General features: G+C 50.6%; 13 protein-coding genes. 4 read left to right on the top strand and 9 right to left on the bottom strand.

Translation table 11 applies throughout. The annotated features are described in order from the left end of the window. Positions 1-82: 82 nt before the first annotated feature. Both ACO064_RS22920 and ACO064_RS22915 read right to left on the bottom strand, forming a co-directional pair. Entirely contained in the window at positions 83-1,234 is a 1,152-nt protein-coding gene (locus ACO064_RS22920) for an efflux RND transporter periplasmic adaptor subunit (protein WP_421829542.1), read from the bottom strand. A 156-nt stretch (positions 1,235-1,390) separates the two neighbouring features. Then, positions 1,391-1,735, bottom strand: coding sequence for a hypothetical protein (locus ACO064_RS22915; protein ID WP_421829541.1), 345 nt, complete (start codon positions 1,733-1,735; stop codon positions 1,391-1,393). 346 nt (positions 1,736-2,081) lie between these two features. Here ACO064_RS22915 and ACO064_RS22910 point away from each other — a divergent pair, with 346 nt between their 5' ends. After that, positions 2,082-2,642, top strand: a complete 561-nt coding sequence (locus tag ACO064_RS22910) for a DUF1697 domain-containing protein (protein WP_421829540.1) — start codon at positions 2,082-2,084, stop codon at positions 2,640-2,642. Positions 2,643-2,677: 35 nt separating this feature from the next. Here ACO064_RS22910 and ACO064_RS22905 read toward each other — a convergent pair whose 3' ends face one another. After that, complete coding sequence (locus tag ACO064_RS22905; RefSeq protein WP_421829539.1) at positions 2,678-4,351, bottom strand: fatty acid--CoA ligase; 1,674 nt, start codon at positions 4,349-4,351, stop codon at positions 2,678-2,680. A gap of 95 nt (positions 4,352-4,446) precedes the next feature. Beyond that, a complete protein-coding gene (locus tag ACO064_RS22900; protein WP_421829538.1) occupies positions 4,447-5,688 on the bottom strand; it encodes a NupC/NupG family nucleoside CNT transporter in 1,242 nt (413 codons plus the stop codon). A 279-nt stretch (positions 5,689-5,967) separates the two neighbouring features. Here ACO064_RS22900 and ACO064_RS22895 point away from each other — a divergent pair, with 279 nt between their 5' ends. Next, entirely contained in the window at positions 5,968-7,575 is a 1,608-nt protein-coding gene (locus ACO064_RS22895) for a hypothetical protein (RefSeq protein WP_421829537.1), read from the top strand. Between the two features lie 106 nt (positions 7,576-7,681). Here ACO064_RS22895 and ppk1 read toward each other — a convergent pair whose 3' ends face one another. Further along, on the bottom strand, positions 7,682-10,003 hold the full coding sequence (gene ppk1 / locus ACO064_RS22890; protein ID WP_421829536.1) for a polyphosphate kinase 1: 2,322 nt from the start codon (positions 10,001-10,003) through the stop codon (positions 7,682-7,684). A gap of 1,045 nt (positions 10,004-11,048) precedes the next feature. Then, the gene (gyrB, locus tag ACO064_RS22885) at positions 11,049-13,049 is read right to left on the bottom strand and encodes a DNA topoisomerase (ATP-hydrolyzing) subunit B (protein WP_421829535.1); all 2,001 of its coding nucleotides are present in this window, start codon (positions 13,047-13,049) and stop codon (positions 11,049-11,051) included. Between the two features lie 266 nt (positions 13,050-13,315). Between gyrB and ACO064_RS22880 the strand changes: the two genes are divergently transcribed. Both ACO064_RS22880 and ACO064_RS22875 read left to right on the top strand, forming a co-directional pair. Then, entirely contained in the window at positions 13,316-13,936 is a 621-nt protein-coding gene (locus ACO064_RS22880) for a hypothetical protein (protein ID WP_138989536.1), read from the top strand. A gap of 107 nt (positions 13,937-14,043) precedes the next feature. Continuing rightward, positions 14,044-14,217 (top strand): hypothetical protein, encoded by a 174-nt coding sequence (locus ACO064_RS22875; RefSeq protein WP_421829534.1) that lies wholly within the window; start codon positions 14,044-14,046, stop codon positions 14,215-14,217. Positions 14,218-14,273: 56 nt separating this feature from the next. Here ACO064_RS22875 and ACO064_RS22870 read toward each other — a convergent pair whose 3' ends face one another. From ACO064_RS22870 to ACO064_RS22860, 3 genes are all read right to left on the bottom strand, one after another. After that, positions 14,274-15,065 (bottom strand): M23 family metallopeptidase, encoded by a 792-nt coding sequence (locus tag ACO064_RS22870; RefSeq protein WP_421829533.1) that lies wholly within the window; start codon positions 15,063-15,065, stop codon positions 14,274-14,276. Positions 15,066-15,150: 85 nt separating this feature from the next. Next, positions 15,151-15,918 (bottom strand): DUF6089 family protein, encoded by a 768-nt coding sequence (locus ACO064_RS22865; RefSeq protein WP_421829532.1) that lies wholly within the window; start codon positions 15,916-15,918, stop codon positions 15,151-15,153. Then, complete coding sequence (locus tag ACO064_RS22860) at positions 15,900-16,889, bottom strand: DUF6089 family protein (protein ID WP_421829531.1); 990 nt, start codon at positions 16,887-16,889, stop codon at positions 15,900-15,902. The genes ACO064_RS22865 and ACO064_RS22860 overlap by 19 nt, the downstream gene beginning before the upstream one ends. Positions 16,890-17,068 lie beyond the last annotated feature (179 nt).

Raw genomic sequence — 17,068 nt, 5'->3', positions numbered from 1 at the left:
ACAGGCATTCCTCCGATCGCGGATGCGACCAAAGGTTGCTCTGTACCGAAGAGTGGGGTGTGATGATCGAAGGTTTAGCCGGTTAGTTGGCAACGACTTCTGTCTCGGACTTTGCGGGGTTCAAGGTCAGCAAACTCTCGGGCGACAGGGCCTGCGGAACAATTTGCATCCCATCACGAATGTTCTGAATGCCTTCGTAGACGATCTTTTCGCCGGGCTCCAGCCCCGATTTCACGAGGTAAAACTGAGCGAGACGGCTCTGGGGAACGAAGCTCCGCATTTTGACTTTGTTGGACGCATCGACCACATAAACGTAGTTTTTATCCTGAATTTCAAATACCGCCTTTTGAGGAACCAGAACGGCATTGTCCACCTCATTTTTCAGGCGAATTTTGCCCGTAGCCCCGTGTTTGAGCATTTTATCCGGATTTGGGAAACGGGCCCGGAAAGCAATCGTGCCGGAACCATCGTCGAATACGCTTTCCATCGTTTCGATTTTTCCCGCCTGCTTGTAAGGGGTATCGTCGGCCAGAAGCAGTGTCACTTCCTGCCCGCTGCTGCTGTGTTGCCCTTTTTTGATGTATTCCAGGTATTCTTTTTCCGATACGTGAAAATAGGCGTAGACTTCACGAATGTCCGAAACCGTAGTCAGCAGGGCTCCTTCTTCGATCAAGCTCCCCATTTTGGACGGAATCCGGTTGATGACGCCATCGAATGGGGCGCGGATGCTGGCGTGAGCCAGGCGCAGCGAAGCATTCTCCTGTGCCGACTGTGCCTCTTCAATGGCGGCTTTGGCCGCATCGAGTTTCGACTTCGACAGTTCCAGTTCGGAAGCTGAAATTACTTTCTTGTCGACCAGCAACTTAACACGACCCAACTCTACCTCGGCGGTTTTGGCTTCGGCCATCGCACTCTTCAGATTGGCTTTTGCTTTGGCCAGTTCGGACTGATACTCAGCCTGGTTGATCTGGAACAGCAACTGGCCTTTTTTCACCTGCCGCCCTTCGTCGACATGTATTTTATCTAGAAACCCGCCAACGCGGGCACGAATTTCCACGTTCCGAACGGCCTCCACATTGCCGGCGTATTCACGCTGCAGGGTGGTCGACTGTCTTGTAATTTCAAAAATGGGGAGTGCCGGTTTTTCAACCTCGGTTTTCTCCTCGGCCTGGCTGCTACAACCCGTGATAAAAGCACTGATTGATAGCGCAATGGCAATGACGTATCCTTTCATGGTTGTGATATGATTTCTCGTTAAGCGTTTAAGCGTATAGGGAAGTCAGGACATGTTCATCCCTGAACAAAGTCCGACCTGAATTTCTAGTAAAAAAGGTAATCAGGGTGTTGTCGTACTGGATTGAAAAGTGCTCCGCCTGAGCGCAAAGACCCCTTAGGCTTGAGGGGGAGGGGAATTGATCTCCTGAACATGCGAAAACACTCGAATGGATGTTAATCCAACGGGTCGGGCTTCCAGGCGCCAGTAAACGGGCTTTAAGGAAAAAGAAAAAAGTGGAGCAGAGAAATAATCGTGTTCAATATTGGCAACGTCGGACTCTTCTTTGGCATCGTCCTGTTCCGGGAGGGCGTCGATAATGCCCAGCCAGTTTTCAAGAATTAACTCACCGATGCTTTCAATCCGGTTAACGGATAAATCTTCTTTTTGGGCACCATGAATCATTCTCGGCGAAAAATGTTCGGGCACATCGACACTAATGTTGATGATGTGCAGCGCCATTAGCCAGCAGAATAACCGGTGCAGAAAGAAGTTTTTTCTCCGTTTACTCATTTGAGTGTTGAATCCTTAATCGTTACAAAATTAAGTACATATATGGGAAATATACAAATAAAATTCGTAAAATCGGCCAAATTTGCAAATAGTTACTGCTTTTTCTCCGATCATTACAATTTAATAACACCAACTTTCCCGTTTTACGTTGGCGTATACGGCGTTTGTTGATATTCTCTATAAAAAGAAACGCAGAAGTCGGAAAAGAGTTCGAAGGATAGGCATTTCACTCTGAATGACAGACTAGTTTATAAACCCAGACAAGTATTTTTACCCATTGTTTCGTGCGCTTACCATGCTGAAAACCGCCCTTGCAATCCTCCGTGGCATCAATGTCAGTGGTCAAAAAAAAGTCCAGATGAACGAGTTGAAGCACTTGTTTGAGGAACTGAATTGCCGACAGGTCAAAACGTATATCCAAAGCGGCAACGTTGTCTTCACCCATTCTGCTGCCGACGAGGAGCAACTGGCGAGGCAGATTGAGCAGAAAATTGAGGAAACATTCGGTTTTCAGGTGCCGGTTTTGACGCGCTCCCTGGGCGAACTGGCCGACATCGTTGCCCAAAATCCTTTTCTAGAGGAAGAACACACTGAGGTCGACAAACTTCATGTCACGTTTCTGTCGAATGCCCCCGACACCCTGAATCTCGACAAAATAAAAGATTTGTCATTGGGCACCGACCGGTTTGTCCTCTCCGGAAAAGAACTGTACGTCTATTGCCCGGGCGGCTATGGCAACACCAAACTGAGCAATACCTTTTTTGAAAACAAGCTCAGGGTGACTGCCACGACCCGCAACTGGAAAACCGTCAGGGAGCTTTTAAAAATGATGCAATCGTTGAATCCAGACCAATAGCGACAAAGACTTTATAGAGCCGGAAGGGGGCGCTTTCAGGAGAAAATCAGCGCTTTCATCTCGGCCCGAATCTTCTTTTTATCTAATTTACCAACGCTGGTTTTCGGAATTTCACTGACCAGCACAATGCGATCCGGCACATACCATTTGTTGATGTCTCCGCTCGCAATCTGACCCTGCAAGGCGGTTTTGATCGTTTCAGCCGTCACTTTGCCTACATACTCCGGTTTCAACACCACCAGCGCGTGCGGGCGTTCTCCCCATTTTTCGTCCGGAAAACCGACCACCGCCGACTCCGCCACGCCCTCGATTTGAGACAGGCAGTTTTCGATCGCCAGCGACGAAACCCACTCACCACCGGACTTGATGACGTCCTTGGTACGGTCGGCAATGATCACCCAGTTGTCGGGCGTAATGGCGGCCACATCGCCCGTATGGAGCCAGCCAGCACGCCAGAGTTCTTCGCCCCGCTCGGTTTCCTTATAATAGCCCTGCGTAAGCCAGGAGCCCCGCGCCGTTAGTTCGCCCAGCGAATGGCCGTCGTGCGGAACCGACTGTCCCTCATCGTCCTGCAACTGAATGTCGATAAAGGGCGCAATGCGACCGGCCCGCGTCCGAAACTCCACCTGCTCGTCGATGGGCAACGCACGTTCGGTATCATTCAGGTAGGTGAGCGACAGAATCGGAGCGGTTTCGGACAGTCCATAACCCGCATAAATTTGAATGCCCAGTTCCAGGGCGGCTTTTGCCAGCCCTTTCGTCAGCGCCGAGCCGCCGATGATGACCTTCCAGCGACTCAAATCCACCTGTCTGGCAACCGGGCTATTCACCAGCATCGTCAGAATCGTCGGGACGCAATGCGAGAGGGTTACTTTTTCTTTCAGGAGTAATTTCAGAAGCATTTCGGGTTCATACCGCCCCGGATATACCTGCCGCGCCGACAGCATCGTTGCCAGAAGCGGAAAACCCCAGGCATGGACGTGGAACAGGGGCGTGATGGGCATGTATACATCATGGGTTGAATGAAACGCGACGGCTTCATAGCCACAGATGTAGGTCACCAGCCCCATCGTGTGCATAAACAACTGCCGGTGCGAAAAATAGACCCCTTTGGGATTGCCCGTGGTGCCGGTGGTATAGAAGGTCGTAGCCCAGGTGTTTTCGTCAAAATCCGGGAAATCATACTGATCCGAAGCGGTTTTCAGCAGACTTTCGTATTCGCCGACAAAACCGTCCGGAATCACAACCTCCTGATTTTGATACATTTTGTCGCTCACCAGAATGAACGTTTCGACCGTCGTGAGCTGGCTTTTGATCGCATCGAGCAGCGGCAGGAAGTCTTCGTGAATTACCACCACCTTGTCTTCCGCGTGGTTCATGCAATACAGAATCTGCGCGGGCGACAACCGCACGTTGATCGTGTGCAGAATGGCACCCAGGCACGGAATGGCAAAAAAACACTCCAGATACCGGTGGCTGTCCCAATCGAAAACCGCTACCGTATCGCCCGGCTTTACCCCGCTGGAAGTCAGCAAATTGGCCAGGCGACGAACTCGCCGGTTGAATTCCACGTAATTGATGCGAAAAAGGTCGCGGTAAACAATTTCCCGCTGCGGTTCATATTTGAGCGACTGTGCCAATATGGTTTTTACCAGAAGCGGTTGCTCCTGAGCCGAAGCCGTGCGGGGAATCAGTTTCGTCGCGATCATTACAAGAAGGATAGGAAGGCTAATAATAAGACAAGAAAATCCTGCTGAAATTATAGAATTTCAGTCAAACCCTGCCATCCTGTAACGGTTTTATTTTACAGCAGCAAACCGGCAAGCGTTGCCGACATATACGACGCCAGCGTTCCGCAAATCAGGGCTTTGAAACCCAGCTTGGCCAGATCGCTCCGGCGCGAAGGGGCCAGTTCGCCAATACCGCCTACCTGAATGGCAATCGACGAAAAATTGGCAAATCCGCAGAGCGCAAAGCTGGTAATGGCGATGGTTTTGGGGTCGAGTGTGTTTTTGATTTTCACCAGATCGAGATACGCCACAAACTCGTTCACCACCATTTTGGTGCCCATCAACGAGCCAGCAGCCTGAATATCCTTCGACGGAACGCCCATGGCCCAGGCGAAGATGGAAAAGACATGGCCCAGCAAAAAATTGAGACTCAGATTCGGAAACCCGAAAATGTAGTAGCCGATCCGGAACAGTATGCTGTCGAGCAAAGCCATCAGGGCGATGAAACCGATCAGCATGGCAATCACGTTGAAACCCACTTTCAGCCCTTCAGCCGCACCGGAAGCAATGGCATCGAGCAGGTTGGCGTGGCTTTTTTTGATTTCCAGCTTCACGATGCCTTCCGTTTCTGAGACTTCGGTTTCGGGAAAAACGATTTTGCTGATCACCAACGCACCCGGTGCAGCCATCAAACTGGCCGCCAGCAGATACGGTGCCGGAACGCCCAGTGAAATATACACCGCCAGAACGCCCCCGGCAATGCAGGCAAAACTGCCCGTCATCGACGCCAGCAATTCCGATTGCGTCATGGTTTTCAGATACGGTTTGATCATGATCTGTGCTTCGACTTGTCCGACAAACGTACTCGACACGTTCGACAGTGCCTCGGCACCACTGACGCCCATCAACCATTTCATGAACCGCGCCAGCACCGCCACAACCCGCTGCATGATGCCCAGGTGATAGAAAATATTGACCAGAACCGCTACGAAAATGATGGTTGGAATGACCTGAAAGAAGAAAATGAAGCCGTTTTCGGGACCGAACGCTTTGCTGAGCAGCTCACGGTTGACCAACGGAGAAAAAACAAATTCAGCGCCCTTGACTGATTTCTGTAAAAGCCGGTCGACAAACTGCCCCAGTGTCTGGAAAATCTGTTGTCCTATGTCCGTTTTCAGAATAAAAACCGCCAATCCAAACTGGAGTAACAACCCGACTCCCACAGTTCGATACTTAATTGCTTTGCGGTTGTTTGACATGGCATAGGCGATGCCCAGAATCAATACGATGCCGATCAGTCCGGTAAAACGGCTCATTCAATACGCTGGTTAGTTGAAGTGTACGGTAGTTTACAAAAAACTTGTGAAGATAAGAAGGATTGATCGGTCCCGAATGCGAATTAGCCGGTTTTCTCATCGGGCAACGGTTTATTTCCTGCTCGCGCATGTCGTGGGATCTCCCATGTCCAGCGCCTTTTTTTCCGCTTCTCTTCTCTTTTTCTGCCAATTATCAGACAAAACCGAATAAAATTAGTTATCTCATTAACTCTGATTATCAACGAATTAAATTGAATTATTTCAATATTAATTAGATATATGAGAAAGATAGTATTTCCTGTTTTTCTGACAACGTTGCTGGTTCTCAGCAATGCCTGCCAGAATCCGCTGGATAATGTGGGAATTGGATTTAAGGACCCCATTGAAAACGGAATTGTTGAACTCCGGTTCCGGAGCCTGAAAGGACCGATGCCAAAAGAGATTGAACTTGCGTTGGCCGGGGCCGATGCCAACCAAATTGTGACGACCCTCAATACGACAAACTACAAAGTAAATGCGGATGGCGTTTTGATTCTGGCGGCTTCCCCCGAGGCCATTTATTCGAAAAACGATCCGCTCAATTTTGTTGTGGCCGCCCAATCGGCGGGCTATTTAGACATTATTCAGCCGGTTAAACTGGCTGATACGGGCCGCTACAGCCTGTCACCACAATGGCTGAAACTGAGTGATCCGCCCACCCACCTGTCGGCGACGCAGGTAGATGCGATCGAACTACCACTTGTCGCTGGCTTGGCCATCAAGACGCCCGTTGTCAATCAGAAAAAAGACAATGTAACCGCTCGAATCGAACCCGGTACTGATTTTAGGGAAGCCGATGGAACCGTATTGAGCGGCCCGATGACAGCGGCTCTACTCCACATCGAAAACCGGGGTAACAACCCCGCCGATTTTCTGCCGAACGGTACCATTATGTCATCGGTTACCACTTCTGACGGAGAAAGGTTGGGATCATTGCAACTCAATCAGATTGCAGGGGCATTTTCGCTGGAATTCCACGATGATCAATTCCGGCTGGTTCAACAGGTTTCGAAACCCGTTTCCTGCGTCATGACGCTCAACCCGGCTACCATCAACCCCGCCCTGGGCCGTCCGCTTCAGCCGGGCGACGAAATTCCATTGTACCGCTATGACCGGGTTAGCAACCACTGGCAGCAGGAAAAACCGGGGCTGGTTACCCGCAATGCCTCCACCGGACAACCGGAATGTACCCTTTCGATCGTGCATCCGGCCTTGTGGGTGGCAGGCTGGACCCAGGCGGTTTGCGACGAGGGGCCTGTTTTTACGGTAAGCAGTAAACTGAATCAGGTTGACATCCAGTATCTCTGCAAAGTCGTGGATGCCGACACGCGGCAGGAACTGAACTCGTTCTACACGCCCTTGAACAACGGCAGCCGCATCGTTCTAACGAATCTTTTGCAGAACCGAAAAGTCCGGTTGCAGATCTTTGCCTACAATGATGCCTACAGCAGCGGAAATCCCGGCCAGCCGGTGCTTGAAACCGCACCCCAGCAAACTTGTAACCAAACTCCGCAGGTACTGGATTTGCAAAAAGTAGCGGTTCCACCTGCCATCACCGTGAGTTTTAATTTTGCATGCCCGCCCCCCACAAAACTGGACGAGTCCAGGTTGCCCGCCCGGATTCGTTTGCAATACAGTGAGGCTGGGAAACGGAACTGGCGTGATCTGGTTACCCTGGATCGGAAAACTACCAACACCATTTCCTATAAGCTGCAGGTCCAAAAACCGTATGATATTCGGGTTAGCACCGATGGCGGAGCAAGCTGGCCGCTGGAGAAAAACCGTTTTGTGCCCGACCACAACACGCTGGCGTTCGAGATTGCCTCACCGGAGTTTTGTAAGTATTAGTTTACGGTATTCGGTATTCAGTTCACGGTTTACGGTGGCTGACGCACACTTCATACGCGTCAGCCACCGTAAACCGTAAACTGAATACCGAATACCGTAAACCGCATCAACTCGCCTGAACTGCTGCTTCCGGCTGTGTTTCCGGTTGGGGTGGCTCAGGCTCGATCGGTTTTTCGTTCACGAATAGTTTGGCCTGCATGACTTCCTTCTGCGTCACCTCAAAAAACTTCTTCTGAATGTTAAACGGCGGATCCGTTTCTTCATTCGCACAGCATTTGACATAAACACCGTCTTCGTGAAGTTCATAAGCGTTAACATTGTCACGCAGATTGTAGTCCAGCAGATGAATGGCCTGCTGTTTCACCCGTTTGTCCACCAGCAAGAACAACGACTCGATGCGCCGGTCGAAACTGCGCACCATCACGTCGGCACTGCCGCCGTAAATCTTCGGATCGTCGTTGTTATGGAAATAAAACAGACGCGTGTGTTCCAGAAAATCACCGACAATGGACCGGACGGTGATGTTCTCACTCAACCCCTGCCGATGGGGCCGCAGGCAGCAAATACCGCGTACGATCAGCCGGATAGGCACCCCCGACTGAGACGCTTTATAGAGTTCATCGATCACTTCCTGATCTTCCAGGGAGTTGATTTTGATGCAAATACCGCTCGGCAACCCCGCTCTGGCGTTTTCGGATTCGGCCCGGATGAGCTTGACCAGTTGCTTCCGCATGTCGCGCGGGGCGGTAATCAAATACTGGTAATCGTTGGGGAGTGAGTGTCCGGTAATGACATTGAAAAATTCGGAAATATCGTGCGTATACACCTCGTCGGTGGTCAATAGGCCAATGTCGGTGTAGAGTTTGGAAGTCTCCTCATTATAGTTTCCACTCGACAGGTGGGCATACCGCACCACGCGCGAGCCTTCGCTCCGCACCACGAGCAGCAGTTTCGTGTGCGTTTTGTAACTGCTGATTCCGTAAATCACAAAGCACCCGGCTTTTTGCAGCCGCTGGGCTTCCCGAATGTTGTTTTCTTCGTCGAAACGGGCTTTTACTTCAAACAAAACCGAAACGTGTTTGCCGTTTTCGGCGGCTTTCAGCAAAGCCTCCGTGATGCGCGACCGTTTGGCCAGACGATAAATCGTGAGCTTGATAGCCAGTACATTCGGGTCCTCGGCGGCCTGTTCCAGCAGCGACATCACCGGCTCGAAGTTGTTGTAGGGATGATGGAGCAGAATATCCCGCTCTTTCATCAACTCGAAGATGTCCGCATTTTTCTCCCGGCGCATTCCCAGAGCCGGTACGGGAGCCGGGGGCGTGGGCAGTTCATCGCGAAATTCCGGGTGCCGAACGACCTGCCAAAGACTCGTATAATCAATCAGTTGCGCATTTTCAAACAAATTGTAGTCATCGATTTCCCAGCGCTTTTTCAACAGATTTACCATCCATTCCGACGCATTGGGTTCGATTTCGACACGAACCACGCGACCCAGCCGACGGTTCTTGATTTTCTGCTTGATCTCGTCGATAAAATCGTTTTCGATGTCGTCGCTTTCTTCCAGGGTAAAATCACCGTTTCGCGTTATCCGCATCAGATTTACCGAGTCGATTTCTACATTTCGGTATAGCTTCTTGATTTCCTGACGAATAATCTCTTCAATCGGCAGAAAACAGGTTTCATCTTTGCGTTCAAACGGCATGAAACGGGGCAAATTGGCCGGAATCTGAACGAACGATAACCGCTGGTTCTCGTCATCGTCTCCGGCTTTCACCGGGCGGCTGGGGTCCTGGGTCACGACGCTGAAAATCAGCACCTTTGCCAGCAACATCGGAAAGGTGTGTGTATAGTCGTAGACCATCGGCGTCAGCATGGGATAAATGGTCCGGTCGAAATAATCGACCGCCTTCACCCGCTCGTCGTCGGTAAGGTCATCCAGTCCGACAAATCGAAAGTCAATGTCCTTGAACGACGCTTTCAATTCATCAAAAACCGCACGCTGGTCCCGGCTGAATTGCTGTGCCGCCGTCATCAGGGCTTTTCGGAAAGGAATTTCCCGCAAACCGGAGTAGTCGACGCGCTCTTTTCCGTAGTCGAGGTAATTGTAGAGGCTCCCGATGCGAATGGTAAAAAACTCGTCCAGGTTCGATGCCGTAATGGCGAGGAACTTGAGCCGGTCGAGCAAATGGCGTTCCGGCGTTCGGGCCTGATCCAATACCCGGTCGTTGAATTTCAGCCAGCTCAGGTCACGGCTGATGTAGTTGCTCTGGTCGATGACATTCGCCAGTTTTTCATTTATTTTCATAGCCTTACCATCTTCCGAATCGGATGGTAAAGTTACTTTACGCCCTGAGAAAAACGAGAAAAGATTCCCGAAAGAACCCTTCCTTTCCATATTATCTTTTTGTGAAGGACTTTTGCCGGTCATAGGTAGGGATGAACTTTATTGTATTCAAGTAACGCACAGTATAACAACTTCGTACGCTACTTTTTAGTTTACGGCACCTACGTGTCACTTCATACAAACAGATTTTGTACCAGAAGGGGCGTCCACTCAAAAAAACGGTAAAAAAACACCGAAGCATTCTTCGCACTAATTCTTGCAATATTACAGCTTTTCAATTATTGCATATGCAAAAATAATTTATTTATAATTGAAATATCCGTTCATATTTTAAAAATTTTGGTACGAGAATTGCGCATTATCAATCTAATAGCAGGATCAATATATCGATTTTTATAACGACTGATCTAAAAAACACACTGACTTATGATGACTCGTACATGCTGTCCCACTGAAGCATGATCCGGGCAATGGAGCCTATCAGTTAGCACCATTTATTCATCTTTTATGCGGCAGATCAGCGCAACAATAAAAAAACAAACAAATCGTTTCATTGGCAATACCAATCATAGTTCCTGCTCGAATTGGCAGATTATTAAACCAATTATGATGATCCAGGGCCGCTTCAAAAACTATTTTGGCGCCGGATATCCTTTTTCCACGGTGAGTTATTCTAAAAATAGTCCTTTCACAGCCTTTTATTCTAAGCAGCCATGAGTTGTTCAGCCGCTTTATCTGCTCAAATTCAGCAGTATACCATCAATTCTACTCTATTCTGTCGTTTTTTAATAGGTGCCATTTATTGAGCCTTTTGGATAGTAACTAAAAATTCCCGGTGGTATCAATCCGTTGATTCAAATTGCCGTTACTCTAAAAATAAGATCAAATTAACCCCCTCCGTACTATGTGGCTAAAATCGAGAATACCCTGGCGTTTTTTTTCGGTCATTCTGGTTTATTTTACGATTCACTGGTTTATTGAAAGCCTGCCTGATTTGATCCGTTATTTTTCTAACCGCCCCTAAAAACAGAAGATCCTGACGTTCCTCCGGATTACGGTTTCTACCGGATCATTCCGGATAACCGTTCCTGAATTAACAAAAAAAAGCGGGCTGTTCGCCCGCTCTGTCTTACACGTCTACTTTTGCATATTTGGCGTTTCGCTCAATGAACTCCCGGCGGGGGGCCACCTCATCGCCCATCAGGGTCGAAAAGACGTGGTCGGCTTCGGCAGCCGACTCGATGGTCACCTGTTTGAGACTGCGTTTCTCGGGGTCCATCGTCGTGCTCCACAACTGCTCCGGATTCATTTCTCCCAGACCTTTGTACCGCTGTACGTTCACGTTCTCCTCACGACCCGATCCGGCCAGTTCCCGGATAGCGGTTTCGCGTTGCTGCTCGGTCCAGCAATACCGCTCTTCCTTGCCTTTTTTGACCAGGTAAAACGGCGGCTGGGCGATATACAGAAAAGCGTTATCGATCAGCGAGCGCATGTGGCGGAAAAACAGGGTCAGAATCAGCGTCCGGATGTGGCTGCCATCGACGTCGGCATCGGTCATGATGATTACCTTATGATACCGCAGTTTCTCCAGATTCATCACGGTTTCGCCGTTGACACGTTCGTAGCGAATCCCGAGCGCCGTAATGATGTTCTTGATTTCTTCGTTTTCGTAAATCTTGTGTTCCAGGGCTTTCTCCACGTTCAGGATTTTCCCCCGCAACGGCAGAATCGCCTGAAACGCCCGGTTACGGCCCTGTTTGGCAGAACCGCCGGCCGAATCCCCTTCCACCAGATAGATTTCGCAATTCTCCGGATTGGTGTCCGAACAGTCGGCCAGTTTACCCGGCAGGCCCATACCGCTCATGAAGTCCTTGCGGTCGGTCATGATGCGTTTATAAGCCAGATCGGCGGCAATCCGGGCCTGTGCTGAAATCAACACCTTCCGAACGATCGAAGAAGCTTCTTTCGGGTGTTCCTCCAGCCACATTTCGAGCATTTCAGCGACCGTCGAGCTAACGGCGCCAACGACATCGCTGTTCCCCAGCTTGGTCTTGGTTTGGCCTTCAAACTGCGGTTCAGCTACTTTCACCGAAATAACGGCGGTTAGCCCCTTGCGGAAGTCACTACCGTCGAAGGTAACTTTGCCGGAATTTTTCCCCAGCAAATGCGCATTGCGTTCGGCATATCCTTTCAGAATTCGGGTCAGGGCCGTGCGGAACCCCTGCACGTGCGTGCCGCCTTCGATCGTATTGATGTTGTTAACGTAGGAAGAGATGTTTTCGCCCGCTTCCATGTTATAGACCATCGCCACCTGAACGGGTGTTGTACCGGTCTCGCGCTCCATGTAAATGGGCGACATGCCTTCCAGCGAAGGCCGGCTTTCGTCCACATACTTCACAAACTCGATCAGCCCCCCTTCCGAATAGAACTCCGTGTGCAGCGGTTCGCCCTGTTCGTTCATATCACGCAAATCGGTCAGAGTAATGCGAATGCGTTTGTTGAGGAAGGCCAGCTCGCGCAAACGACCGGCTACGGTATCGTATTTGTAAACGCTTTCGGTAAAAATCGAATCGTCGGGCTTGAAGCGCACCGTTGTTCCGGTATCCGTCGCCGTACCGATCTCCCGAACGGGATAAACCGGCTGTCCAATGTGGTATTCCTGCTCGAATACTTTGCCTTCGCGGTGTACTTCGACGTGCAGAAACGTCGATAGTGCATTCACGCAGGAAACCCCCACACCGTGTAAACCGCCCGACACTTTGTAGGTATCCTTATCGAATTTCCCCCCGGCGTGAAGCACGGTCATCACCACTTCAAGGGCTGATTTGCCTAATTTAGTCTGCATTCCGGTCGGAATACCCCGACCGTTATCTTTCACCGTAATCGAATTATCTTCGTTAATCGTAACCTGAATGGTATCACAATAGCCAGCTAAAGCTTCGTCGATGGAGTTATCGACTACTTCCCAGATCAGGTGGTGTAACCCTTTGATACCAACATCGCCGATGTACATGGCCGGTCTTTTCCGAACGGCTTCAAGACCTTCCAGGACCTGGATATTGTCTGCATCGTAATTACCTCTGGAACGTTCTTCGGGTGTGATGTCGGCTTCAATTAATTCGTTTGTCATAGAATGCAATCAGTATAGCTCCGTTTTACGGAATTGTTATAAGAAATGCGGTTAAAAGGACGATTTCGGATAGTAAAAATACAAATTTTCCGGGTCATTTCCTAACCCCGTTCGGCTTAACGTATAAATATACCTACAAAACAATGGACAGCAAAATTTTGTGTTTACGAATAGCGGGAAAAATGAGCGGGAATTGGCATTTTTAAAACTAAACCAATCCCTTTTTCGTCTATCTAAAGGGAACATTCATTAAGCCTAGCAAGTACATGAGAAAATTGTTGTTTTTCGTAGCCATTTCTGCCTTCGCACTAACTTTCAGCCAATGCAGCGTTAACCGCCAGATCACGCAGGCCAAAGCCCTGGGCGATTGCAAATTCAATATCACGTCGGCCGACAGCGTTTACCTGTCGGGCATCGACGTCCGGAAACTGAAAAATCTGGAAGATCTGAATCCCATGAAGTATCCGCAACTGGCCACGGGATTTATGACCAAAAGCATTCCGCTGAGCGCCCGGATCAACATCGACATCACCAATCCGACCAACAAAACGGCGGCTATCGACCAGTTGGAATACAAGATTATGCTCGCGGAACAGGAGCTTTTCAACGGGTTTGTCAACCAGCGCATCGAAGTGGCTCCCGGTGGCGGCTCAACGCGCGTTCCGATCAAGCTGAACGCCAATGCCTACAAACTGATGACCGACGAAAAAACCCGCGATGCCTTCACGGACCTGGTGCGGAACATGAGCGGTTCGAACAGCGCCAAACCATCGATGCTGACGATCAAAATCAAGCCAACCCTCGCGCTGGGGAATAAGAAAGTCAACTACCCCGGTTATATCACGATCGATAAAGAAATGACGAATAAGATTCTTTTGGGGCAATAACGCTACCAATATCGAACACTGAATATTGAATAGCGAATATCGAAATCAGACCTGCACCGTACTTCGATATTCATTACTCAATATTCAGTGTTCGATATTCGTTACTTATGAGAATTGCTTTCCTCTACATTCTACCCATCTCCCGCAACCGGCGCTACGCCACACCCGAACCGGCCGGAAACGTCCGTAAAACCGCCTTCCTGCGTCCCAACCAGCCGGAAACGACCGGTTGGTCGACGGTTTGCAATAAGTCGCTGAAAGGATCCCGACGGCTGGTATGAAGAGTGATGAGTTAAGATTGACGAGTTGAATGCGTCAGCTTACTCTTAACTCTTCACTAATTAAAATTCCTGGCGGTTAACAGCCACGCGTAGGGGTTTTGGGGTTGCGGGAGTCCGTCGGCCTGGAGTTGCAGGTACATGATGTGCAGGTGCGTTGGCGAACGCGTTGCGTAGGCGTTGAAGCCCGTGCGACCCACTTCGCTAATCTTTTGCCCCGATTGTACCCAGTCGCCCGGGCGAACCACAATGGCGTTGTTGTGGGCGTAATACCACAAGCCGTCGAGAATGGGGTCGTAGATCCAGATCCAGTTGCCCCCCCGGTATTCCTGCCCCGGCGTCCAGGCGGTTTCAATGGCCAGCACCACCCCGCTGGTCATGGCCAGCACATCGGCCGGACGGTCAGTGTTGTCGTCGATGCAGTCCTGGTTGCGGTCGGAGATAAAAATGTCCTGGGCGGGGTGGCTGCCGCGGACGTTGTAATCGAACAGATCGAAACCCCTGGCCCGGTAGCCTTCCCCACGTGAACCGCCAATGGCGTCGGGAGAGTAGTTGCGGAGCGGGAACGAAAAATAGGCGGTTTGGAGAATGCTGTCGCGCCGGGCGCTGTCGAGCCGGAAAGGTTCGGCGGTGCGAAATTTGCCGCGCAGGCCAAACATGATGTCACTAAAGAATTTACGGGCCGAATCCGGCAGCACACTTTCTTCCCGAATCTGGGTGTAGAGCCGCTGAAACTGATAACACATCGAATCGACCGGCGGAATGTCGGACCCGGCCCAGGCCACGGTTTGCGACGAAGCTGAATTTGATAAACCAATCCACAAAGCGCTTAGGACGCCGATCCACCGCATAGTTTCCCAAAATCCTGATTTCACAATAACGAGTTGTATTCGATCCGTATGAAGGCCGAAAATACGCAAAAAGTCCCGAATATGGTTATTCAGGGCACGTAATCCGGTAGAAACGGTAGGTCAACGTGACGCCGAGGTAGGTGTATGTATCTTTGGAACCGGGGTCGCCGTTTCGTAATTTATCCGTATCACTAAAGGTATTTGCTCCGAAATTGTCCAGATAATCGGAGCCGGAAAACCGGGTTCCATATTCCAGCCCCAGACTCCAGGGTCGTTTAAATTCATACTTCACGCCCACGCCCAGCGGGAAATTGAAGAGCGATTTCCGCTGATAGCCCGGACTTTGGGGATTGGGCTTAAAGGTAAATAAACCCAGTCCGCCAAATACGTAGGGCGTCCAGTTTTTCACTTTCCGCTGGCTGGCATAATTCAGGAAGTTGTATTCCATCAACACGTTCAGTTCCCGGATCGAGGTCTTGAACGACAGATCACGCGCCTGTTGAAACGGATCGTTGAACCGGCTGTCTTTCCCGGCAATCTGACCTAAACCGGCGTTGATCCGCACGGTGAAGGGCTGGCTGACGTTGTAGCGAACCAGCAAATTACCGGCGGGACGGATGTTTCCCGGAATCAGGCTGGGGGCCAGATCGCCCTTGTAAATCATCCCGCCCAGGCCCGCTCCCACTTCCCAGGTCGGAGTCGATTGCGCCCAGGCGCTGAAATGTGTCACTGCGCTTAAAACCGACAGAAACCAGAAAACCGCCGGAAGACGGCTTGTCGGTTTGCGTCTAAACGTAAAATGAACCCGGTGCAGACAGACAGACAAGGCGTACTTTATTTGATTGGTGGGCATTTAATTCGTGGCGTCAGAACGTAATGGACCTGAAAGCTAACCGTCATGTAACCATCGTTGAAAACCCCGTCAGCCCCCCGCGTCGCATAAGCGGGATCAGCCGCCAGCACGCCCATAGGGTCGTTCGTGTTCAGGTAATTTTGCAATTCAGCAACGCGGTCACCCCCTTTCCGGGCAGCGGTCGGCTCCAGACGGCGGTCGGACATCACCCGCGCCAGGTCGTCTTTCAGAATGGTCGGATCGGGGTAGGCTCCACCGGCATCGTCCAGGTAATCGCTGGTCGTATACCGGAATCCAATTTCACCAGCCAGACCAAACCGGTCGTTCAGCCGGTATTTCACCCCGAAGCCCACCGGAATCGCCAGGGTTACGAGTGAATACGGTTTTACGCCGTTTTGCCCCTGCCCTTCCGTTCCCAACGGTTGCAGTTTTACCCAGCGCTGTTCCGTATCGTCGGGCGTGGTGCCGAAACCAACCGGAGTTCGGGCTTCCGGGCTGTGGGCAACGGCCGCAATCCCCAGAAATACATACGGTGTCAGTTTTGCGCGGTAATTCGGATTGCGTCCATCCGGCACAAACTGGTAAATCCCGGATAGGGCAAATTCTTTCAGATCATTGCGAAAATGCAGGTTCCGGGCATACTGAACAATCCCGGAATTGAGGTCTTTGCGGTTGTACGTATAATCGTCGCCCGCGATTCGCGCCCAGGTAAACGACGCCCGCGCGGCCAGTCGGGGTGTAAAGTGTCGGGTATACATGGCTCCGGCACTCCAGCGCATCATCAAAAATGTGGATTTAAGGGGTTTGCGGTACCCGGCAATCTCGCCGTAATAGCTGGCGGTTCCCAGTCCCAGACCCACTTCCGAATAGGGCACAAAGGGATTTCTGCCATTTTGCGCCTGTGCATCGACCGGTTGCAACGCCAGACAGGTGGCGGCAATCAAACTGGTAATCAGTAGGTTATTCTTCATGTTTCTTTGCTTACTACCGCACCGGAAACCCGGAGCCTCTGATTCATCGATTGGATTTTTGACCGGTTTGGCCAATCTCCTCCTCTGAAACGCCCGTTTTTGGTATTTTATTGGGTCGCTCGGTAAAACTGTTGCGCATTCTGAGCGAAAGAAGGCTCCAGCGCACGGTAAAGGTATTT

Source organism: Larkinella sp. (genome assembly GCF_965227735.1).
Taxonomy (GTDB): Bacteria; Bacteroidota; Bacteroidia; order Cytophagales; family Spirosomataceae; genus Larkinella.
Note: the sequence above shows the minus strand (reverse complement) of the source record. Positions and strands in the feature narration are given on the sequence as shown.